The 21,278-nt window shown below is 72.2% G+C and carries 23 protein-coding genes; 17 read left to right on the plus strand and 6 right to left on the minus strand.

The window, feature by feature from the left end; all coding sequences use genetic code 11:
• Window positions 1-304: 304 nt before the first annotated feature.
• The 5 genes from AC3RJ7_RS00565 (at window position 305) to AC3RJ7_RS00585 (ending at window position 4,467) form a co-directional block, all read left to right on the plus strand.
• Complete coding sequence (locus AC3RJ7_RS00565) at window positions 305-673, plus strand: GntR family transcriptional regulator (protein ID WP_491453912.1); 369 nt, start codon at window positions 305-307, stop codon at window positions 671-673.
• Window positions 670-1,575, plus strand: a complete 906-nt coding sequence (locus AC3RJ7_RS00570) for an ABC transporter ATP-binding protein (protein ID WP_491453913.1) — start codon at window positions 670-672, stop codon at window positions 1,573-1,575. The genes AC3RJ7_RS00565 and AC3RJ7_RS00570 overlap by 4 nt, the downstream gene beginning before the upstream one ends.
• Complete coding sequence (locus tag AC3RJ7_RS00575; RefSeq protein ID WP_491453914.1) at window positions 1,572-2,333, plus strand: hypothetical protein; 762 nt, start codon at window positions 1,572-1,574, stop codon at window positions 2,331-2,333. Before AC3RJ7_RS00570 ends, AC3RJ7_RS00575 begins: the two co-directional genes overlap by 4 nt.
• A gap of 95 nt (window positions 2,334-2,428) precedes the next feature.
• Window positions 2,429-3,142, plus strand: a complete 714-nt coding sequence (locus AC3RJ7_RS00580; protein WP_491453915.1) for an ABC transporter ATP-binding protein — start codon at window positions 2,429-2,431, stop codon at window positions 3,140-3,142.
• Window positions 3,139-4,467 (plus strand): FtsX-like permease family protein, encoded by a 1,329-nt coding sequence (locus tag AC3RJ7_RS00585; protein ID WP_491453916.1) that lies wholly within the window; start codon window positions 3,139-3,141, stop codon window positions 4,465-4,467. Before AC3RJ7_RS00580 ends, AC3RJ7_RS00585 begins: the two co-directional genes overlap by 4 nt.
• A gap of 37 nt (window positions 4,468-4,504) precedes the next feature.
• Here AC3RJ7_RS00585 and AC3RJ7_RS00590 read toward each other — a convergent pair whose 3' ends face one another.
• A complete protein-coding gene (locus AC3RJ7_RS00590) occupies window positions 4,505-4,696 on the minus strand; it encodes a hypothetical protein (protein WP_491453917.1) in 192 nt (63 codons plus the stop codon).
• A gap of 118 nt (window positions 4,697-4,814) precedes the next feature.
• Between AC3RJ7_RS00590 and AC3RJ7_RS00595 the strand changes: the two genes are divergently transcribed.
• The 11 genes from AC3RJ7_RS00595 (at window position 4,815) to erm (ending at window position 14,805) form a co-directional block, all read left to right on the plus strand.
• Complete coding sequence (locus AC3RJ7_RS00595; protein WP_491453918.1) at window positions 4,815-5,147, plus strand: chorismate mutase; 333 nt, start codon at window positions 4,815-4,817, stop codon at window positions 5,145-5,147.
• A gap of 13 nt (window positions 5,148-5,160) precedes the next feature.
• Window positions 5,161-6,099, plus strand: coding sequence for an SDR family NAD(P)-dependent oxidoreductase (locus tag AC3RJ7_RS00600; RefSeq protein WP_491453919.1), 939 nt, complete (start codon window positions 5,161-5,163; stop codon window positions 6,097-6,099).
• Window positions 6,096-6,299, plus strand: coding sequence for a hypothetical protein (locus AC3RJ7_RS00605; protein ID WP_491453920.1), 204 nt, complete (start codon window positions 6,096-6,098; stop codon window positions 6,297-6,299). Before AC3RJ7_RS00600 ends, AC3RJ7_RS00605 begins: the two co-directional genes overlap by 4 nt.
• Window positions 6,300-6,489: 190 nt before the next feature.
• Window positions 6,490-7,416, plus strand: coding sequence for a phosphate/phosphite/phosphonate ABC transporter substrate-binding protein (locus tag AC3RJ7_RS00610; protein ID WP_491453921.1), 927 nt, complete (start codon window positions 6,490-6,492; stop codon window positions 7,414-7,416).
• Window positions 7,417-7,458: 42 nt separating this feature from the next.
• Window positions 7,459-8,322: a phosphonate ABC transporter ATP-binding protein gene (gene phnC / locus AC3RJ7_RS00615; protein ID WP_491453922.1), complete on the plus strand. Its 864-nt coding sequence runs from the start codon at window positions 7,459-7,461 to the stop codon at window positions 8,320-8,322.
• A complete protein-coding gene (phnE, locus tag AC3RJ7_RS00620; protein ID WP_491453923.1) occupies window positions 8,319-9,992 on the plus strand; it encodes a phosphonate ABC transporter, permease protein PhnE in 1,674 nt (557 codons plus the stop codon). Before phnC ends, phnE begins: the two co-directional genes overlap by 4 nt.
• Window positions 9,989-11,269: a TIGR03364 family FAD-dependent oxidoreductase gene (locus tag AC3RJ7_RS00625; protein ID WP_491453924.1), complete on the plus strand. Its 1,281-nt coding sequence runs from the start codon at window positions 9,989-9,991 to the stop codon at window positions 11,267-11,269. The genes phnE and AC3RJ7_RS00625 overlap by 4 nt, the downstream gene beginning before the upstream one ends.
• Window positions 11,266-12,066, plus strand: a complete 801-nt coding sequence (locus AC3RJ7_RS00630; protein ID WP_491453925.1) for a phosphonatase-like hydrolase — start codon at window positions 11,266-11,268, stop codon at window positions 12,064-12,066. The genes AC3RJ7_RS00625 and AC3RJ7_RS00630 overlap by 4 nt, the downstream gene beginning before the upstream one ends.
• 11 nt (window positions 12,067-12,077) lie before the next feature.
• Window positions 12,078-13,244, plus strand: a complete 1,167-nt coding sequence (locus AC3RJ7_RS00635; RefSeq protein WP_491453926.1) for an alcohol dehydrogenase catalytic domain-containing protein — start codon at window positions 12,078-12,080, stop codon at window positions 13,242-13,244.
• Between the two features lie 52 nt (window positions 13,245-13,296).
• The gene (locus AC3RJ7_RS00640; protein ID WP_491453927.1) at window positions 13,297-13,839 is read left to right on the plus strand and encodes a hypothetical protein; all 543 of its coding nucleotides are present in this window, start codon (window positions 13,297-13,299) and stop codon (window positions 13,837-13,839) included.
• 198 nt (window positions 13,840-14,037) lie between these two features.
• Window positions 14,038-14,805: a 23S ribosomal RNA methyltransferase Erm gene (gene erm, locus AC3RJ7_RS00645; protein WP_491453928.1), complete on the plus strand. Its 768-nt coding sequence runs from the start codon at window positions 14,038-14,040 to the stop codon at window positions 14,803-14,805.
• A 57-nt stretch (window positions 14,806-14,862) separates the two neighbouring features.
• Here the strand turns inward: erm and AC3RJ7_RS00650 are convergent, their stop codons facing one another.
• Genes AC3RJ7_RS00650 through purL form a run of 3 tightly spaced genes read right to left on the minus strand, consistent with a single transcriptional unit; the run spans window position 14,863 to window position 18,152 of the window.
• On the minus strand, window positions 14,863-15,270 hold the full coding sequence (locus tag AC3RJ7_RS00650) for a hypothetical protein (RefSeq protein WP_491453929.1): 408 nt from the start codon (window positions 15,268-15,270) through the stop codon (window positions 14,863-14,865).
• The gene (locus tag AC3RJ7_RS00655; RefSeq protein WP_491453930.1) at window positions 15,257-15,775 is read right to left on the minus strand and encodes an NUDIX hydrolase; all 519 of its coding nucleotides are present in this window, start codon (window positions 15,773-15,775) and stop codon (window positions 15,257-15,259) included. Before AC3RJ7_RS00655 ends, AC3RJ7_RS00650 begins: the two co-directional genes overlap by 14 nt.
• 43 nt (window positions 15,776-15,818) lie before the next feature.
• Window positions 15,819-18,152 (minus strand): phosphoribosylformylglycinamidine synthase subunit PurL, encoded by a 2,334-nt coding sequence (gene purL / locus AC3RJ7_RS00660; RefSeq protein WP_491453931.1) that lies wholly within the window; start codon window positions 18,150-18,152, stop codon window positions 15,819-15,821.
• Between the two features lie 273 nt (window positions 18,153-18,425).
• On the opposite strand from purL, the gene AC3RJ7_RS00665 reads away from it, so the two are divergent.
• Window positions 18,426-19,625 (plus strand): MFS transporter, encoded by a 1,200-nt coding sequence (locus AC3RJ7_RS00665; RefSeq protein ID WP_491453932.1) that lies wholly within the window; start codon window positions 18,426-18,428, stop codon window positions 19,623-19,625.
• A gap of 164 nt (window positions 19,626-19,789) precedes the next feature.
• Here AC3RJ7_RS00665 and AC3RJ7_RS00670 read toward each other — a convergent pair whose 3' ends face one another.
• Window positions 19,790-20,614: a shikimate 5-dehydrogenase gene (locus AC3RJ7_RS00670; RefSeq protein WP_491453933.1), complete on the minus strand. Its 825-nt coding sequence runs from the start codon at window positions 20,612-20,614 to the stop codon at window positions 19,790-19,792.
• Between the two features lie 137 nt (window positions 20,615-20,751).
• Complete coding sequence (locus tag AC3RJ7_RS00675) at window positions 20,752-21,264, minus strand: DUF3817 domain-containing protein (protein WP_491453934.1); 513 nt, start codon at window positions 21,262-21,264, stop codon at window positions 20,752-20,754.
• Between the last annotated feature and the right edge of the window lie 14 nt (window positions 21,265-21,278).

Raw genomic sequence — 21,278 nt, forward strand, 5'->3', positions numbered from 1 at the left:
TCGAGTAGCGCGAAGCGCGGGCAGGTCGGTCGAGTAGCGCGAAGCGCGGGCAGGTCGGTCGAGTAGCGCGAAGCGCGGGCAGGTCGGTCGAGTAGCGCGAAGCGCGTATCGAGACCACCGCCGGATCGTGGTCTCGATACGGCGCTGCGCGCCTACTCGACCGACCGAGGGGTCTCGATACGGCGCTGCGCGCCTACTCGACCGACGGAGAGGTTGACAGATCCCGGGGAGGGTGGTTGGTTAGTTACTGTAGTAACTAACCAACATGCGAACGCGCGTTCGCATCGTGCACAGATGGGCCGGAATGGACGACTCGCGTCCGATCTTCATCCAGATCGCCGAACAGCTCGAGAACGACATCATCGACGGGACCCTGCCCGAGGGGTCGCAGATCCCGTCGATCAACGAATTCGCGAGCTTCCTCCGAGTCAACCCGGCCACCGCGCTGAAAGGGGTGAGCCGACTTGTCGACGACGGATTCGTGGAGAAGCGACGGGGGATCGGCATGTTCGTGACCGCCGGCGCCCGTGAACGCCTCGTCGTGCGTCGGCGGGCCGAGTTCAGCGCGCAGTACCTCACGCCCCTCCTCATCGAGGCCGAGAAGCTCGGCATCGACATCGACGACCTGGCGGGCATGCTCGCCGCACTCCGATCCGAGAGGACCGCATCATGACCGCCATCGTGGCCCGCGCCACCGGCCTCACCAAGCGCTACGGCGACTTCACCGCCGTCGACCGAGTCGACTTCGAACTGCAGGAGCACCGCATCTACGGGCTGCTCGGCCGCAACGGCGCCGGCAAGACCACGATCATGCAGCTGCTCACCGGTCAGCTGTTCCCGAGCGCGGGTGAACTCGAGGTGTTCGGCCGGAGGCCGGCCGAACATGCCGACGTGCTGCGACGGCTCTGCTTCATCGCCGAGTCGCAGCGCTACCCCGAGGACTTCGCGCCGAAGCACGTCTTCGCCGCGGCGCCGTGGTTCTTCGAGCATTGGGACGCCGAGTTCGCCGAGCGTCTCATCGCCGACTTCCGGGTGCCGCTCAAGCGGCGGATGAAGAAGCTCAGCCGCGGGCAACTGAGCGCCGTCGGGGTCATCGTCGGCCTCGCCTCGAGGGCACCGCTCACGTTCTTCGATGAGCCGTACCTCGGACTCGATGCCGTGGCCCGCCACATCTTCTACGACCGGCTGCTCGAGGACTACGCCGAGCACCCGCGCACCATCGTCCTCTCGACGCACCTGATCGACGAGGTCGCGAACCTGCTCGAGCACGTCATCCTCATCGACCAGGGCCGCATCCTGCTCGACCGCGACGCCGACGACGTGCGAGGTTCCGCGACCACCATCGCCGGCGCCCGCTCGGTCGTCGACGAGTTCGTCGCCGACCGCCCGGTCATCGGTCGCGAGGCCCTCGGAGGCCTCGCCTCGGTGACGATCGACGGGCGGCTCGACCACCCCGAGCGCGTACGGGCCGCCGAGCTCGGGCTCGAGCTCGCCCCGGTCTCGCTGCAGCAGCTCATCGTCCACCTCACCGGCGCCGACCTCGTCGGCACGACCGACAAGGAGGTCGCGGCATGACCGCCGTCGCCACGCCGACCGTCGCCTCGACGACCGCCCGATTCCGCCCGCACGAGATCCTGCGGATCGTGCGCCTGCACACCGTCAACCCGTCGATCTTCTTCGGGGTGCCGTGGCTCATCCTCGGCGGCGCATGGGCGATCACGATGGTCATCGCGCTCATCCTGCGCGGCGCCGGCATCTCCGACGACGCCGACGGCTTCCGCTACTCGTGGGCGGTCCTCTCGCCGCAGTGGTACCTGATCGTCGTCGGCGTGCAGGCCGTCGCCGCGACCTTCCCGTTCGCGCTCGGCTTCGGGGCGACGCGCCGCGACTACTGGCTCGGCACGGGCCTCATGTTCCTCTTCGTCTCGTTCGAGATGGCGGTCGCGATCGCGACCCTCGTCCAGATCGAGAAGGCGACGAACGGGTGGGGCATCGGCGCCGGCATGTTCGACGCGCTCTGGTACGGGCAGTCGGGCTGGTTGCTCGACTTCTTCTCGACGTTCGCACTGCAGTTGCTCGTGCTCTTCATCGGCGCGAGCATCACCACGGTGTACATGCGGTGGCGGATGAAGGGCATGCTGACGCTGCTCTTCGGCGGTGTCGCGCTCATCCTCGCCGTCATCGCGACGCTCACCTTCACCGAGTCGTGGCCCGCACTCTTCGACTGGTTCGCGAGCATCGGCCTGGTCGGGATCTTCACCCTGCTGCTCGTGAAGGCGCTGGGCTGGGCGGTGGTCGGGTTCTTCGTGATCCGCCGGGCGACGCCCCGCTGAGCCGACCCCGGATCATCCGCTGGGATGACGCGTCGGGCGCGAGATGAGACTCGCGCCCGACGCGCTGCCGCACCCTCGCCGGGCAGGCTCGAAGCATGAGTTCCTTCGTGCTCGAGGCATCCGGCCTCGTCAAGACCTACGGCCAGACCCGTGCCCTCGGCGGCGTCGACCTGCGCGTTCGCACCGGCGAGTCGCTCGCGATCATGGGCGCCTCCGGATCGGGCAAGACCACGCTCCTGCACTGCCTCGCCGGGATCGTGCCGCCCGACGCCGGAACCGTGTCGTTCCTGTCGGGCGCGGGGCACGTCGACGTCACGCGGCTCTCCGAGCGCGAGCGCTCACGGCTGCGTCGCGAGGCGTTCGGCTTCGTCTTCCAGCAGGGCCTCCTGGTTCCCGAGCTCACCGCGGTCGAGAACGTCGCGCTGGCCCTCATGCTGAACGGGATGCCTCGGGCGCGCGCCGAGGAGTACGGCCGGGGATGGCTCGCCGCCCTGGGGCTCGGCGGACTCGAGGAGCGCCGCATCGGGCAGCTCTCGGGCGGTCAGGCGCAGCGGGTCGCGATCGCGCGCGCGCAGGTGACCGGAGCGACGGTGGTGTTCGCCGACGAGCCGACCGGTGCCCTCGACTCGGCGACCTCCGCCGAGGTGATGCAGGCGCTCCTCGACTCGACGACCGGCCAGGGCCGCACCCTCGTGGTCGTCACGCACGACGCGGATGTCGCGGGGCGATGCTCGCGCATCGTCGACATGCGCGACGGGCGGATCGTCGGCGAGCGGGTGCCGGCGGCGGGCTCGGGCGGCGTCGCGTGATCGCCCGCATCGCCTGGCTGCTCGCCCGCCCCGGATCGTCGGGCCTCGCGACGCTCGCCCTGCCCGTCACGGCGTTCGCGATCGTGACGGCCCTGCTGCTCACGGTCATCGGCGGGGCGCAGACCTTCTGGACCTGGACCGACGAGATCGCCTTCACCTACCAGTTGCTCGCCGTCATCGCCCTCGTGCTGCTCGTGGTGCCGCTCGCGTCGCTCGGCGGCGCCGCCGCCCGCCTGTCGGCCCGGCGTCGCGACGACCGGCTCGCGACGCTGCGCCTGCTCGGAGCGACGCCCGCGACGGTGTCCGCGCTCGCCGTGCTCGAGTCGGCGGTGCTCGCGCTCGCCGGGGCCGTCGTCGGCATCGGGCTCTACTTCGTCATCGTGCCGGCCCTCGCGCTCGTGCCGTTCCGCGGCGAGCCGCTCGGCATCGACGGGGTGCTGCTCGGCTGGCCGGTGCTCGCCGGAGTGGCGGCCGGCGTCGTCGCGCTCGCCGTGCTGAGCGCGGTGCTCGGCCTCCGCAAGGTCGTCATCTCGCCGCTCGGCGTGCGCACCCGGCAGGACGCGCCCAAGCTGTCGTGGCTGCGCTTCGTCGTCGGCGCGATCGTGGTGCTCGTGTCGTTCGCGCTCATGGGTGCGCTGCAGGTCGCCGGGTCGGCGATCGTGCTCATCGCGATCCTCGCGGCGGGCTTCGGCGGGACGCTCGCGGTGCTGAACCTCGTCGGTCCGTGGGTCATCCGACTCGTGGCGAAGGGGCAGGCCCGACGCGCCAAGCGGCCGGCCGCCCTCATCGCGGCACGCACCGTCCTCGAGTCGCCGAAGGCCGCGTGGCGGCAGGTGTCGGGCGTCGCGATGACGAGCTTCATGGCGGTCTTCGCCGGCGTCGGCCTCGCGTTCGTCGACCTCGCCGGCGGCGGAGCCGCGGTCGACCGCGAGTCGCTCGAACTGTTCGCCGACATCCGCACCGGCATCCTCATCACCGTGATCGGGTCGTTCCTCATGGTCGCCTGCTCGGTCGGGGTCAATCAGGCCGCCGGCATCCTCGACCGGCGAGACCTCTACCGGTCGCTCGACATGCTCGGCATGCCCGAGGCGACGATGGACGCCGCCCGCCGGCGCGCCGTCATGTCGCCCCTGCGCATCACGGCGATCGGCTCGGCGCTCACCGCCGCCTTCGTCATGCTGCCGCTCACCGGCGCGGCGCTCATCGTGCAGCCGCTCGCGCTCGTCGTCATCGCGGCCGTGCTCGCGTCGGGCATGGGCGTCGTGTGGCTCGGCCTCGCCGCGACCCGGCCGATGCTCGCGCGCACCTCGGCCGCGGCATCCTGACTCGCGCCCCGACCGCCCGGGCCGACCGCCCGGGCGGTCAGGGGTTGAGCGCGGTGAACAGGTCGAAGACCATGAACGCGGGCCACAACAGCCCCTGGAAGAACGCCCAGACGAACTCCCAGAACTCGTCGGCCCGGCCGAAGAAGTAGAACCACGCCCCGAAGATGCCGAGGCCGTAGATCGCGCCCCCGCCGACCACCGCACTGTTGCCGCCGCTCCGCTCGCCCATCGCGACCACCTCCACGACCGAAACTACGCCCGGGCGCAGCACGCCGCCATGCCCGTTTCGGGGACCTCGCGTTGCACGCGCTTCGCACGACCCGACCGTCGCGAAGTACGCTCGAAGCATGACTGACGATGCCGCCTTCGACGACCGGGACGCCGCGATGAGCGAGCTGCTCGGCATCCGCTCGAGCATCGACAACATCGACGCGGCGCTTATCCACCTGCTCGCCGAGCGATTCAAGTTCACGCAGCAGGTCGGCCGGCTGAAGGCGGCGCACGGGCTGCCGCCGAGCGACCCCGATCGCGAGAAGCGTCAGATCGCGCGACTCCGCTCCCTCGCGGAGGACGCGCACCTCGACCCGGCCTTCGCCGAGAAGTGGTTCAACTTCGTGGTCGCCGAGGTGATCCAGCACCACGAGGAGCTCGCGAACGGCAGCGGCGAGCGCGAGCTGTGATCGCGGGCGAGCCGTGAACTGGTACCCCGTGCCGCTGCCACCGCAGTCGGGGCGGCGCTTCCTCGTCACGGGCGCGAACGCCGGCCTCGGGTTCTTCACGGCGGCCCGCCTCGTGGGCGCCGGCGCCCACGTCACGCTCGCGGGCCGCAGCCCCGAACGGCTCGAAGCGGCGCTCGCCGCCATCACCGCGGCCATGGCGCGCAACCCCGACGGCGTCGAGGGATCGCTCGAACCGCTCGTCGTCGACCTCGCCTCGCTCGCGTCGGTGCGCGCCGCGTCGCGGCGGCTGGCCCACCGCCCGCCGCTCGACGGCGTCGTCGCGAACGCGGGCATGGTGCACACGCCGGGAGCCAGGCTCACGTCGCCCGACGGCAACGAGCTCGTGCTCGCCACCAACGTGCTCGGGCACTTCGCGCTCCTCGCCGACCTCGTGCCGCACCTCGCCGACGGCGCCCGCATCGTGTCGCTCGGTTCGCTGTCGAGCCGCCTCTCGACCTTCCGCGTCGACGACCTGCAGCTCGAGCGCGGCTACGACTTCTGGCGCGCCTACGCTCAGTCGAAGATCGCCACCCAGGTGTTCGCGTTCGAACTCGATCGTCGTCTGCGCTCGGCCGGGCTGCCGATCTCGAGCCTCGTCGCGCACCCGGGCTACTCGATCAGCGGTCGCACGCCCCGCGTACCCGGGGTCAACGAGCCGACCGCCGGCGCGCGGTTCGCCGACGCGCTGCAGGCGGCGTGGGCGCAGGGGAAGCACCGCGGCGCCGAGGTCACGCTGCACGCGCTCACCGCGCCCGAGGCGCAGGGCGGGCAGTTCTGGGGGCCGCGCTGGTCGGTGAAGGGCCCGCCGGTCCTGCAGACCCCGACGCGCACCTCAGCCGACCCCGCGATCGCCGAGCGCTTCTGGAGCTTCGCCGAACGCGCGACCGGCACGACGTTCTCGCTCGGCGGATGAGCACGCCCGAGGGCGACCGGCCCCGCCCGCGGTTCCTCGCGCGGCCGAAGGTGCGCCTCGTCCTCTCGCGCGTGCTCGTCGCCGTCGGGCTCGTGCTCGGCGTGATTGGCGTCGTCTCGGGTCGGTACGGCTGGCTCTTCGCCGGCATCGTCGTCGTCGGCCTCGGCGCCGCGTCGGGTCCCTCGCGCCTGCGGCGCTGAACGCCGCGGCGTCCCCGTCGCACGTGCGAGCGGGCGGGGGTCGGCGACATCCCATCGCCGACCCGCCGCACCCGGTTCACCGACCGGTAACCGCGATGCCCCGTGCCGTTGGCGCCCACTGCCTACCGTGAGGCATCGGAACGCACCGCCTGCGCCCGAGATACGGGCCGGGGTTCACGAAAGGTCTCCGATGCAACTCACCACCAAGAGCTGGACGGCCGTCGCAGCAGCGGCCCTCCTCACCGTCGGCCTCGCGGCCTGCACCTCGGCGAACGCCTCCGAGGGCTCGGGCGACGCCTCGGGCGACGAGACGTTCGCGGTCGACGAGAACACGCTCGTCTTCGGCGTCGTGCCCGACTCGGTCGACACCGAGACGAACTACCAGCCGCTCATGGACTACATCGCCGCCGAGACCGGCAAGACCGTCGAGTACCACGAGTCGACCGACTACGCCGCGCTCATCGAGGCCGCCGTCGCCGGCAAGATCGACGTCGCGAGCTTCTCGGGCTTCACCTACGTCACCGCGACGAACAACGGCGCCGCGATCACCCCGATCTCGTCGATCGTCACCGCCGAGGGCCAGGAGCCCGGCTACTACTCGCAGGCCATCGTGCCCAAGGGCTCCGACATCACCGACCTCGCCGGCTTCGCGGGCAAGAAGGTCTGCTTCGTCGACCCGTCGTCGACGTCGGGGTACCTCTTCCCGAGCTACAACCTGCTCGAGGAGGGCATCGACCCCGAGACCGACGTCACCCCGGTGTTCGCCGGCAAGCACGACGTCTCGGTCACGAAGACCGGCGAGGGCGTCGAGTGCGAGGCGGGCTTCGCCGAGGACAGCGAGGTCGCCAAGAGCGACAAGGTCGAGATCATCGCCGAGACCATGGTGCCGGGTGCGCCGATCGTCGTCTCCGACACGCTCCCCGAGGAGCTGAAGTCGCAGCTCACCGACATCCTCGGCGAGGTCACGATCGACGACATCATCGCCTCGGGCGTCGAGTCGGCCGACAGCGACGCGTTCCGCAGCGTGTTCTACGCGACGGTGCCGGTCGACGACGAGTACTACGACACCATCCGCGACATCTGCGAGAAGACCGAAGCGGAGCAGTGCCAGGGCTGACACCCGGACACTGACGCGCACGGAAACGGAATGGACGAGGACATGAGCGAGACCACCCGCACCGACGGCCCCGCGGCCATCGAGGTCGAAGGACTCACCAAGGCGTTCGGCACGACCGTCGCCCTGCGGGACGCCGCGCTGCAGGTCGCACAGGGCGAGATCGTCGTGCTGCTCGGCCTCTCGGGGTCGGGCAAGTCGACGCTGCTCCGGCACCTCGACGGCCTCGAGACTCCGACGTCCGGTTCCGTGCGCGTGCTCGGCCAGGAGGTGCCGCGCCTCTCGGGGCGGCGCCTCCGGGCCCTGCGCAGCCGCATCGGCTTCGTCTTCCAGCAGTTCGAGCTCGTGCCCTCGCTCACCGTGCTCGAGAACGTGCTCACGGGTGCGCTCGCCGAGCTCCGCGGACCGCGGCTCGGGCTCTGGAGCTACCCGCGGCGCATGAAGCTCGCCGCGCTCTCCCACCTCGAACGGGTGGGCCTGCTCGACCGCGCCTACCAGCGCGCCGACACCCTCTCGGGCGGTCAGCAGCAGCGCGTCGCGATCGCCCGCGCGCTCATGCAGGACCCCGAGATCCTCCTCGCCGACGAGCCCGTCGCCTCGCTCGACCCCGAGTCGAGCCAGCAGGTCATGGCGCTCATCCGCGAGATCGCGATGGACGCCGGCCTCACCGTCGTCTGCAGCCTGCACCAGGTCGACCTCGCCCTCTCGTGGGGCGACCGCATCGTCGGCCTCCGTCACGGCGAGGTCGTGCTCGACACCCCCGCCGAGGGGCTGTCGAAGACCGAGGTCATGGAGATCTACGGCCGGGTCGCGACCGCGACGGCCGAGCTCGAGGCGATCGACCGCGAGCTCGTGGCCGTGCCCGAGTGGATCGACGGCGCCGCCGAGCCGGAACCGGCCGGCCGATGACCACGCTCCTCGCCCCCGAGCAGCGCCCCGCGGCATCCCCGCACGGTTCGATCGCCGAGCGCGCGCCGCGCCGCATCGTCTCCCCCGAGCGCATCGCGGCCGCCCTCACGCTCGTCGCGATCGTCGGCATGGCCGTCGTCGCGGTCGCCCAGTCGGGCATCTCGCTCACCGGCATGGTCGAGAGCTGGGACAACGCCGAGCGATTCTTCGCCCGCGTCGGCCCGATCACCTTCCCCGAGCCCGCCGAGCTCGCCTACCTCACGGCGCTCACGGTCGGCCTCGTGCTCTGCGGCACGCTGCTCGCCGCCCTCATCTCGGTGCCCGTCGCCTACCTGTCGGCCGCGAACACGACGCCGGGGCCGGGCTGGCGCGCGCTCGGCCGCTTCATCGGCGTCTTCACCCGCGCCGTGCCCGACGTCGTGCTCGCCATGGTGTTCGTGCTCGTCTTCTCGCTCGGGACCCTGCCGGGCATCCTCGCGATCGGCATCCACTCGGTCGGCATGATCTCGAAGCTGTTCGCCGACGCTATCGAGCAGATCGACGAGGGGCCGCGGCTCGCCGTCCGGGCGGCCGGCGGGTCGAAGTGGCAGGAGTTCACGAGCGGCATCCTGCCGCAGGTGCTGCCGTCGTGGGTCGCGACGGTGCTGCACCGCAACGACATCAACCTGCGCGGCTCGGTCGTGCTCGGCTACGTCGGCGTCGCCGGGCTCGGTCTCGAGATGTCGTTCGCGTTCAAGTCGCTGAACTACTCGCTCGGCCTCGGCATCGCGATCGTCATGTTCGCGCTCTGCGTCGTCATGGAGGTCGTCTCGAGCGCGGTGCGCAAGGCGATGCTCACGGGCGGCCGCGCTTCGGGCGGGCCGCTCACGGCCACGACCCCGGATGCCGCGCTGCGACGCCCCTGGACGGGCGCGCGCGTGCGCAACGTCGTCTGGGGATGGCTCGCCGCCGCGATCGTCGTCGGTAGCATCGCGATCTGCGACATCCAATGGGGCGACCTCGCGACCGTGTGGGCGAAGATCCCCGCGATCGCCGCGCAGTTCTGGCCGCCGGACTTCGGCAACTACGACGCGGCGACGATGTTCGGCGCGATGGGGCAGACCATCGGCATCGCGCTCGCGGCGACGCTGCTCGCGCTCGTCGTGTCGGTCGTCGTCGGCTCGTTCGCCGCCCGCAACGTCGCCCCGAACGGCACCGTGCGCACCTCGATGCGATTCCTCCTCGTCGTCATCCGCGGCGTGCCCGAGGTGATCCTCGCGATCGTGCTCATCGTGATCACGGGGCTCGGGGCGCAGGCCGGCACGCTCGCGCTCGCGTTCGGCGGCATCGGCCTGGCCGGAAAGCTCATCGCCGACTCGTTCGAGGAGGTGAAGGCCGGTCCCGAGCGGGCGTTGCACGCGACCGGCGCCTCCCGGTCGCAGGTGTACGCCTCGGCGACGCTGCCGCAGGGGACCCCGGCGCTCATCGGCCACGGGTTCTACCTGCTCGACACGAACGTCCGAGCGGCGACCATCCTCGGCATCGTCGGCGGCGGCGGGATCGGCTACTACCTGCTCAACGCCGGGCAGGGTTCGAACTACCAGCTGGTCACGGCGATCGTGCTGATGATCCTCGTGACGGTGCTCGTCGTCGAGGGCGTCGCGATGTGGATGCGGCGGGTGTTCCGATGAGCCGCGGGGCGGTCGCCGCACCGAACACGTTCGACGTCGCCGTCGTCGGGTCCGGCATCGTCGGCCTCGGCGCGGCCCTCGCGGCGCACCGGCGCGGACAGCGCGTCGTCGTGATCGAGCGCGGCAGCGAGCCGACCGGCGCGTCCGTCCGCAACTTCGGGCACCTGTGCTTCACCCCGCAGCACGCGCAGGCCCGCGAGTTCGCGCTCGCCTCGCGCGAGATCTGGCTCGGACTCGCCCGCGACGCGAACGTCTGGCTGCGCGAATCGGGCACGCTCGTCGCCGCCCGGCGCGACGACGAGACCGAGGTGCTCGCCGAGCTCGCGGCGCTCCGCGGCGACGAGGTCGAACTGCTCGACGCCGTCGAGGCCGAGCGGCGGATGCCGGTCGCGCCCGGCAGCCTCGTGGGCGGGGCCTTCCTGCCGCGGGACCTGCAGGCGAACCCGCGTCAGGCGCTCGGCGCGATCGCGGCGCACCTCGAGGCGGCGGGCGTCGAGTTCCGACGCCGCACGAACGTCGCCCGCGTGGAGGGGGCCGGAACCTCGGGCGGAACCGTGCGCGTCGAGACGAGCCGCGGACCGATCGACGCCGGAGACGTGGTCATCGCGGTGAACCACGACCTCGACCTGCTCCACCCCGAGCTCGCCGAGGCGCGCGGCATCGTGCGCTGCGGACTCGACATGCTGCGGGTGTCGGCGGGCCTGCGGGCACCGCTCGCGGCGCCGCTGCTGACGGGCTGGTCGCTCGTGCGCTACGGCGCCTTCGCCGCGACCGACGCGGCGGTCCGGCTTCGCGAACGCCTGCACGCCGAGCGGCCCGACCTCGCGGCGCTCGACCTCAACCAGATGTACACGCAGCTGCCCGACGGGTCGCTCATCGTCGGCGACACCCATTATCGCGGGGCGACCGTCGCGCCGTTCCAGGGGGAGTCGGCGTTCGAGGCGCTGCTGGAGGTGACCGCCGACCTCTTCGGCGTCGGGCGACCGCGCGTCATCGAGCGCTGGCAGGGCGTCTACGCCTCGGGCCCCGACGAGTTCCTCGCCGAGCGCCTCGAGCCCGGCGTGCACGTCGCCGCCGCGACCACCGGCATCGGCATGACGTGCGGGCTCGGACTCGCCGAGCACGTCGTCGGCCGAGCACTCGACGGCGGATCCGCGCCGAGCGCGCGTGCGCCGCGGCATCCCCTGGTCTCGACAGGCGCTTCGCGCCCCTCGACCGACGGGGCCCCGAGACCTCCCGCCGCGACCCAGACCACCTCCCAGGAAGGCCGATCATGACCACCGACACCCGCGACATCCGCCCCGACCTCCCCGCCGAGACCGACGACGAGCTCGCCGAGCTCGACGAAGCCGCAGAGCTCGCCGACCCCGACGACCTCGACGACGAGGACGGCGAGATCGAGCTCATCGTGCTCGACATGGCCGGAACGACCGTCGTCGACGACGGCATCGTGGAGCGCGCGTTCGCGCTCGCCGCCGAGCGCAGCGGCATCATCGCCGCGGGTGACGACTTCGACGAGGCGCTGCAATACGTGCGCGACACGATGGGGCAGTCGAAGATCGAGGTCTTCCGCGTGCTCGCCGACGGCGACGAGGACGCCGCCCAGCACGCCAACGCCGAGTTCGAGGGCGCCTACGCCGAACTCGTCGAGCGCGAAGGGGTCACCGAGATCCCCGGCGCCGCCCGCGTGATCGAGCGGCTGCGCGAGGCGGGCGCCTCGGTCGCGCTCACGACGGGCTTCTCGCCCGCGACCCGCGACGCGATCCTCGACGCGCTCGACTGGCACGGCCTCGCCGACCTCGCCCTCTCGCCCGCGGATGCGGGACGCGGACGCCCGCACCCCGACCTGCCGCTCACCGCGCTGCTGCGCACCGAGACGAGCTCGGTCGACGCGATGGTCGTCGTCGGCGACACGGTCAGCGACATCGAGTCGGGCGTCGCCGCCGGCGCCGGGCTCGTCGTCGGCGTGCTCAGCGGGGCGCACGATCGCGATTCGCTCGAAGCCGCCGGCGCCGACGCGGTCATCGCCAGCGTCGCCGACCTGCCGGCGCTGCTCGGCCTGCACGGCGAGTAAGGGGGCTGCGGGTGCACACCGTCGTGCGTGTCGCGGGGCCCGACCTGCTGCTGCGACCCGCCCCGGTCGCGATGGTCTGGTACGAACCGGGCCGGCCCCATGAGGCGCTGGCGGCGCCCGGCGTGCGGTTGTCGCCGGGCGAGGCGCTCGTCGAGGTGGAGCTCGCGACGATCTGCGGCTCCGACGTGCACACCGTTCGCGGCGACCGGCCGGCGCCCGCGCCGCTCGTGCTCGGGCATGAACAGGTCGGCCGCGTCGTCGCGGTCGGCGACGGCGCCGTGCGAGCCGACGGTTCGCCGCTCGAGCTCGGCGATCGCGTCGTCTGGTCGGTCGCGGTGAGCTGCGGCGACTGCGATCGGTGCCGCCGCGGGCTCGAGCAGAAGTGCCGCGCCCTCGCCAAATACGGGCACGAGAGGGTGCACCGCGGCTGGGAGCTGTCTGGCGGCTTCGCCACCCACGTCCAGCTCAGGGCGGGGACCGCGATCGTGCGGGTGACCGAGCAGCTGCCGGCGCTCGTCGCGGCTCCGGCCTCGTGCGCGACGGCGACCGCGGTCGCCGCGCTCGACTCCGCCGCCGCGCACGTCCCGCTCGCGGGCGCCGCCGTGCTCGTCACGGGCGGCGGCATGATCGGGCTGAGCGTCGCCGCGATCGCGCGGGAGGCGGGCGCCGAGGTCGTCGTCTCCGAACCGGATGCCTCGCGGCGGGCGCTCGTTCGCCGACTCGGTGCGATCGCGGTCGATCCGCGCGCCCGCCGCGGCGACGCCGATCACCTCGACGCGGCGCTCGAGCAGCTCGCGGCACGAGGCATCCCCGAGCTGCTCGTCGCGATCGAGGCGTCGGGCGCCGACCCCGCCGTCCGGACCGCCGTCGGCGAGGTCGGCGTCGGCGGCGTCGTGGTGCTCGTCGGCAGCGTGTCGCCCGGCGGCGAGCTCCGGCTCGATCCCGAGCGGCTCGTGCGAGGGCTCGTCACGATCACGGGCGTGCACAACTACACGGGTGCCCAGCTCGAGCGGGCGGTCGCCTTCCTCGAGCGATCGTGGATGTCGCTGCCGCTCGACGAGCTCGTCGGTGTCACGCACGCGCTCGCCGAGCTCGACCAGGCGCTCGCCGAGGCCGCGACGGGGGAGTACGTGCGGGTCGGCGTCGCGCCGGGCCGGCGGGTCCCGCCGCACCCCTGACGCATAGCTCAGCGGGATGGCGCGGGCGAATCGGACGCGGCAGCATTGAGGCATGACGGATGCTTCGGGGCCCGAGTCCGCGGGCGAGGCGGTCGCCCGGCTGCGGGGGGAGCTCGAGGCGGCGGCCGCACGGCTCGCCGAGGGTGGCGCACGCAGCGAGGTGCTCGCCGAGCTCGTCGAACCGCGACGTGTCCTCGGCGTCGCGCGGGCGCCGCGCATGGCGCAGCTCGGCCGGGTGTGGCGGCTCGGGGTGCTGCTCGTCGCGCCCGACGGTGCGGCGCACGCGACGGGGCACGTCGTGCGTTCCGAGCTGCCGGCCCGCCGCAGCGTGCTCGCCGACAGCGTCGCGGAGCACCGGGCCTGGCAGGCCGCGGCGGTGCGGGGCGGCATCACCGCGGGCGAGACCGTCGACTTCGACACGACGCCCGTCGACCTCGACGAGCTCGCCCGCACCGGGGCATCCGGGCCGTTCGTCGTGCAGGGCGGCGCGGTCTACGTGCGGTGGAACCCGACCCAGCCCGACGCGCTCGCCGATGCCGCGCGCTACCTCGCCGACCGCGTGGAACTGCTCGTCTCGCCGCCGTCGGGCACGTGAGGCGCTGGTCGCCCGCCGTGACCTCCTGCTAGGCTCCTCGACCGTGTCATGCAACTCCGCCGCGCTCGTGATTCGGCCCCGCACCGCCTGAGGCGGAGCGTCGGCCTTCACCCGCGACCCTTCGCCTCGGCCCAGTGACCCTGGCCGGCGCACGTTCGGCGTGCCCGGCTGCCCGGATCTCTCGCCAGCGGAGCTGCAGTGCGCACCCATCGATCATTCTCGTCTTCCTTCCATTCCCGTTCATCCGCTCGCCGGCCGGCCCGTTCGCGATCCCGCGACGACGCGCCGGTCGGCGGTCGGCATGAGCTCGGCCAGAACTTCCTCGTCGACCGCCGGGTGGTCCGACGCATCGTCGAACTCGTCGACGCGACCGACGGTCCCATCGTCGAACTCGGCGCCGGAGGAGGTGCGCTCACGCAGCCGCTCGCGGCGCTCGAACGTCCGCTGACGGCACTCGAGATCGACCCGGCCCGGGCCGAGGCGCTGCGTTCGCGACTCGGTCGGCGCGCCCGCGTCGTCACCGCCGACGCCCTCGACTGGCGCTACCCCTCGGCGGCGCACGTCGTCGTCGGCAACATCCCGTTCCACGTCACGACGGCCATGCTGCGGATGCTGCTCGCCCAGCGGGGCTGGACCGACGCGGTGCTGCTCACCCAGTGGGAGGCCGCCCGCCGCCGGTGCGGGGTGGGCGGCACGAGCCGTCTGACCGTGCAGTGGGCGCCCTGGTACGAGTTCGAGCTCGAGGGACGGGTGCCGCGTGCGGCGTTCCGCCCGGCGCCGTCGGTCGACGGCGGACTGTTCACGATCCGCCGGCGGGAGCGACCGCTCGTGCCGGGCCGGCGGAGACGCGACTACCAGGCCTGGATGGCCGGCGTGTTCGAGGGGCGGATCCGCGCGCTCGGGCGGCGACGACCGAGAGACCTCGCGCCCGAGGAGTGGGCGGACCTGTGGGCGCACAGCGGCTGAGCGCATCGTTCGTGCTCGACCGAGCGTGGTTCGACGTGGCGCCGACCGGGGCGACCGTCAGGGCTTCGGCTGCCCGGGCGGGCTGTCGGGCCCGCCGGAGGCGGTGCCGGCTCCGCCGGAGGCATCCCCGCCATCGATGTCGGTGCCGTCGCCGGTGCCGTCCGTCTCTGCGGCCGGGGACCCCGCGGCCGCGGGGTCGCGGTCGCCGGAGTCTCCGCGATCGCCGCCCTGCTGGCTCTGCTCCTGGACGGTGCGCATGATCGAGTCGCGCAGACCCTCCTGGCCGGTGTGGAGCTCCTGGTACTTCTCTCCGGCGCCGGCGAACGGGCCGAACGCCTCGCGCATGCGCTGGCCGCGCGGGGCCTTCACGGCGCGCATGATCACGCCGATGAGGATGATCACGGCGAAGAAGACGATCGCGCCGCCCGCCACCATGGCCATGAACGCGAGGTCACTGCCCTGCATGCGCCGCCTCCGGGAATCCGAACACGCTGACCGGTGCGAGCCGTGCGTCGCGCAGTGCCTCGAGCACCTGGCGCTCGTGCGGCACGACGGGCTCGGGCAGGGCGTCGAGGGCGAACCACTCGAGCGCCGCCGCCTTCTGCGTCTCGATGATGCGGGGCTCGCCCGACCATTCGCGCACCTGGAAGAACACGTCGAAGCGCTGCTCGATCGGACGGCCCGAGCCGTCGGTGCGGTGCATGAGGGTGAGCAGTTCGAGGGCGCCGGGGGCGACCTCGACGCCGAGCTCCTCGAGCGCCTCGCGCGCGGCGCCCGTCGGCAGCGACTCGCCGGCCTCGACGTGGCCGGCCGCGCCGAACGCCCAGTGCTCGTCGTAGTACCCCGTGCCGCGGCGCAGCTGCAGCAGCACCTCGTCGCCGCGACGGAGCAGCACGTACGCGGCCGGCACGACCGTGAAGCGCCCGTGCGTCGACGCGTACGCGTCGGTGTAGTGCTCGGTCTCGGTCATGGGGTCTCGATCCGCTCCTTCGTCGCTCGACCGCGAGTCGTCGTCAGTAGCCGACGACCGGCCCGAACGCGTCGGCGAGCGGGGCGCGGTTGACGCCGCGCAGCTCGTCGACGGAGACGGTGAACGCGTCCTGCACCTCGAGCGACTGCGAGGCCGCGTCGGTCACGCCGATGCGGCGCACCGGGTAGCCCCGGCCCTCGCAGAGCCCGCGGAACTTGACGTCGTCCTCGCGGGGGACCGTGACGATCACACGGCCGGTCGACTCGCTGAACAGCGCGGTCGCGAGGTCGAGGTCGCCGTCGGCGAGCACCTCGCCGAGGAACACCCGGGCGCCGACGCCGAAGCGCGAGACCGCCTCGGCGAGGGCGATCGCGAGGCCGCCGTCGGAGAGGTCGTGCGCCGAGTCGATGAGGCCCTCGATCGTCGCGGCCGAGAGCAGCTCGGCGAGCGTCTTCTCGGCGGCGAGGTCGACGGCCGGCGGGCGGCCGCCGAGGTGGTCGTGCACGACGCCGGCCCAGGCCGAGCCGTCGAGCTCGGCCTTCGTGTCGCCGAGGAGGTAGATGTTGTGGCCGTCGTCCTGCCAGCCGCTCGGGATGCGGCGGGCGACGTCGTCGATCACGCCGAGCACCGCGATGACGGGCGTCGGGTGGATCGGCACGTCGCCGGTCTGGTTGTAGAAGCTGACGTTGCCGCCCGTGACCGGAATGCCGAGCTCGAGGCAGCCGTCGCTCAGGCCCTCCACGGTCTCCGAGAACTGCCACATGACCTCGGGGTTCTCGGGCGAACCGAAGTTGAGGCAGTCGCTGACGCCCATGGGCACGGCGCCGGTCACGGCGACGTTGCGGTACGCCTCGGCGAGGGCGAGCTTCGCGCCCTGGCGCGGGTCGAGCTGCGAGTAGCGGCCGTTCGCGTCGGTCGCGACCGAGACGCCGAGGCCCGACTCCTCATCGACGCGCACCATGCCCGCGTCATCCGGGTAGCTCAGGGCCGTGTTGCCGAGCACGTACTTGTCGTACTGGTTCGTCACCCACGCGGCATCCGCCTGGTTCGCCGAGCCCACGAGCTTCAGGAACTGCTCGCGGATCTCCTCGGGGGTGGCCGGGCGGTCGAGCTTCGCGGCCGTGTCGGCCTGCAGGGCGTCGATCCACGTCGGATAGGCGACGGGGCGCTCGTAGACGGGGCCGTCGACGGCGACGGTGCGCGGGTCGACGTTCACGATCTCCTGGCCGTGCCACATGATGCTCAGGCGGCCGGTGTCGGTGACCTCGCCGAGCACGCTCGTCTCGACGTCCCACTTCTCGACGACCTTCAGGAAGCCCTCGAGCTTCTCGGGCTTCACGATCGCCATCATGCGCTCCTGGCTCTCGCTCATGAGGATCTCCTCGGGCGTGAGCGTGGGGTCGCGCAGCAGCACGTCGTCGAGCACGATCGACATGCCGCCGTCGCCGTTCGACGCCAGCTCGCTCGTCGCGCACGAGATGCCGGCCGCACCCAGGTCCTGGATGCCCTCGACGAGATCCTGCTGGAACAGCTCGAGGCAGCACTCGATGAGCACCTTCTCGGCGAAGGGGTCGCCGACCTGCACGGCGGGGCGCTTGGTCGGGCCGCCCTCGGCGAAGGTGTCGGAGGCGAGGATCGACGCGCCGCCGATGCCGTCGCCGCCCGTGCGGGCGCCGAAGAGCACGACCTTGTTGCCCTGGCCCTTGGCGTTCGCGAGGTGCAGGTCTTCGTGCCGCAGCACGCCGACCGCGAGGGCGTTGACGAGCGGGTTCGCCTGGTAGGTCGAGTCGAACCAGGTCTCGCCGCCGATGTTCGGCAGGCCGAGGCAGTTGCCGTAGAAGCTGATGCCGCTCACGACGCCGTGCACGACGCGCGCGGTGTCGGGGTGCGAGATGTCGCCGAAGCGCAGCGCGTCCATGACGGCGACCGGGCGGGCGCCCATCGAGATGATGTCGCGCACGATGCCGCCGACGCCGGTCGCGGCGCCCTGGAACGGCTCGATGTAGCTCGGGTGGTTGTGCGACTCGATCTTGAAGGTGACGGCCCAGCCCTCGCCGATGTCGAGCACGCCGGCGTTCTCGCCCATGCCGACCATGAGGTTCTTCTTCATGTCGGGCGTGACCTTCTTGCCGAACTGGCGCAGGTAGATCTTCGACGACTTGTACGAGCAGTGCTCGCTCCACATGACGGAGTACATCGCGAGCTCGGCGCTCGTGGGACGGCGGCCGAGGATGTTGCGGATGCGCTCGTACTCGTCGGGCTTCAGGCCCAGCGCGGCGTACGGCTGCTCCTTCTCGGGCGTCGCGGCCGCGACCTCGACGGTGTCGAGCACCGGGGTCGTGGGTGCAGCGATGGTGGCGGGGGTTTCGGTGGTCACGAGTGGCGAGCTCCAGAGAACGGCGGCGAGCGGATGCCGCGGGGCGGATGCCTGACCGTGCCAGTCTACCGGCCGTGCTCAGGTGAGCAGGCCGGGTCGGTCGGGTAGCGAAGCGTATCGAGACCCCTCGAGCACCCCTCCCGTAAGATGGACCACGGTCGTCGCATCCTCGTCGGCCCTGGGCGCGCACATCGGCGCGCAGTCCTCGTGGCCGTTCGCGCACTCGCGGAGCCCCGCCGCGCCCCACGAGCGACGTACGTTCAGGCACGTCACATGACCTCTTCCGTTCCCTCGGTGCATCCCGCGCCGCCGTTCCCGTGGCTCGGGCTCGTCGTGCTCGCCGCGGCCGTGTTCCTCTCGGTCACGATCGAGATGCTCCCGACCGGCCTCCTGCCCGACATGAGCAGCGGGCTGAACGTCGGCGAGCCCCTCATCGGCGTACTGGTCACGGTGTTCGCCGCGACCGTCGTCGTGCTCACCGTTCCGCTCGCCGCCCTCACGAGGCGCGTGCCCCGGCGCACCCTCATCGTGCTGACGCTCGGCGTGCTCGCGCTCAGCTGCCTGCTCACCGCGGTCGCGCCGAACTACCCGACGGTCGTCGCGACCCGCGTGCTCGGCGGTGCGGCCCACGGCCTCTTCTGGTCGGTCGTCGGCGCGTACGCGGGGCACCTCGTGCCCAAGGAGCAGCTCGCCCGCGCCGTGTCGATCACGGTCGCCGGCGGTTCGGCGGCGTTCGTGCTCGGCGTGCCGCTCGGCACCGCACTCGGGCAGGCGTTCGGCTGGCGGCTCGCGTTCGCCTCCGTCGGCGTGCTGACCCTCGTCGGCGCGCTGCTCGTGCAGCGGTTCCTGCCGCCCGTGCGGCATCATGCGGGCGAGGCGGATGCCGCGCCGGTCCGCATCCGCAAGGACCCGACGTTCGTGCCCGTCATCGTGGTGTGCCTCATCACGGCTGTCACCATGATCGGCATGTACACCTTCTACACGTACATCGCGCCCTACATGACCGACGTCATGGGCCTGCCGTCGAGCGCCATTAGTCCGATGCTGCTCGCCTACGGCATCGCCGGTGCGGTCGGCCTCGTGCTCGCGGGCGCGGTGCTCGGACGCCGCCCGACCTTGGGGCTCGTCGTCGCGATGGTCGGCACCGGACTCGGCGCGGCGGGGCTCGCCGCGTTCCCCGAGGTGCCGGGGGTCGGCATCGCGAGCTTCCTGCTCTGGGGCACGGCGTTCGGCGCGCTGCCGACGATGCTCAACACGCGACTGCTGCACTCGGCGTCGGCGAAGATCCGCGACGCCGCCGCCTCGTTCTACACGACCGCCTTCAACACGGGGATCGGCGGCGGTGCGCTGCTCGGCGCTGCCCTCTACGGCGTGATCGGGCTCCCGGCGCTGCCCTGGGTGTTCGTCGCCCTGCTCGTCTGCTCGACGACCGCGCTCGTGTGGACGGCGCTCGTCAACCGCGTGCACCGCTGACGCGCGTGCAGGCATCGCGCTCGTCTCATCGAGAGTGCACTGGTCGCCCTGTTCGTGGGCGGCGAGTGCACTTTCGACGATGGGGATGCCGCGGTGCGGGGTCGCTCGCCGGGGAGTGCACTCTCGACGATGGGGATTGCGGGCGATGGTTGGAGCCGTGCTCCTCAGCCAGCGGATTCGCGCGAGAACGCGGCGGCCGCCGCGATCTGCTCGCGCGTGATCGACACGCCCGTGTAGCGCTCGAACTGCCGCGCCGCCTGCAGCGCGTGCACCTCGGCGCCCGAGATCACGGTCTTGCCCGCGGCACGCGCGGCGACGATGAGCGGCGTCTCGGCCGGGAACGCCACGACGTCGAACACGACGGATGCCGCGGCGATGTGCTCCTCCGAGAAGGCGAGCGCCGAGGCATCCGCCCCCTGCATGCCCAGCGGGGTGACGTTCACGATGACGTCGGCGGTGCCCGGCGCGGGGTCGTCGGCGGTCCACTCGTAGCCGTACTGCGCGGCGAGCGCCGGGCCGAGCTCGGGGTTGCGGGCGAGCACCGTGACGTGCGCGAAGCCCGCGTCGCGGAACGCGGCGACGACGGCCTTCGCCATGCCGCCCGATCCGCGCACGAGCACGCGCAGCGAGGGGTCGAGCTCGTGGTCGGCGATGAGCTGCGCGATCGCCTCGAAGTCGGTGTTCGACCCGGTCAGCACCCCGCCGTCGTTGACGATCGTGTTCACCGACTCGATCGCCGCGGCCGAGGGCTCGACGACGTCGATGAGGGGGATGACCGCCTCCTTGAACGGCATCGAGATGCTCGCGCCGCGGAAGCCGAGCGCCCGGATGCCGCGCACCGCGCCCTCGATGTCGTCGGTCGTGAACGCCTTGTACATGAAGTTCAGGCCGAGCTCGTCGTAGAGGTAGTTGTGGAAGCGCGTGCCGAGGTTCGACGGGCGGCCGGCGAGGGAGATGCAGACCTGCATGTCCTTGTTGAGGATGGGCATGCGTCCATCTTCCTCCGGTCGGCACGACCGGTCGACACGACGCGAGTCGCCGAAAAGTGCTCCTCGACGCTCGGCGAGCAGCACTTTCTGGCAACTGGCGAACCTTGGCGGGGCGGGGCGCGGCGGGCGCGGCGGGGTCAGCCGACCTTGGGCGGGCCGATCATGAGCAGCACGGCGAACAGCGCGGCGATGCCGACGACCGCGACGACCGTGAGCAGCAGCGGGCGGGCGAGGAACCAGCGCAGGAGGCGGTTCACCCAGTTGCCGTCGGCGGGGTGGTCGGTCGCCTCGAAGCGCCAGTCGCCCTCGAGGTGGCCCTTGCGCACGAGCCACAGGTCGAACGGCACGGTGGCGTAGGGCACGATCGCGGTGAGCACGGCGAACGCGATGCGGCCGACGTTCCAGCGCTGGTTGACGCCCACGAGCACCGACTGGAACGCATACGCGAGGAACACGAACCCGTGGATCGAGCCGCCCACGAGCACCGCCCACTCGATGCCCGCCGCGTACTTGAGGATCATCGCGACGATGAGGATCGTCCACGTCACGACCTCGGCGAACGCGAGCCAGCGGTAGAGCCGCTTCGGCGTGAGCGGACTCGTCGGGGCGGTGACGGCGGGGGTGGCGCTCGTGGCGGGTGAGGTGGTCATGCGGTCGAGTCTCC

The organism is Agromyces solani (assembly GCF_058349925.1).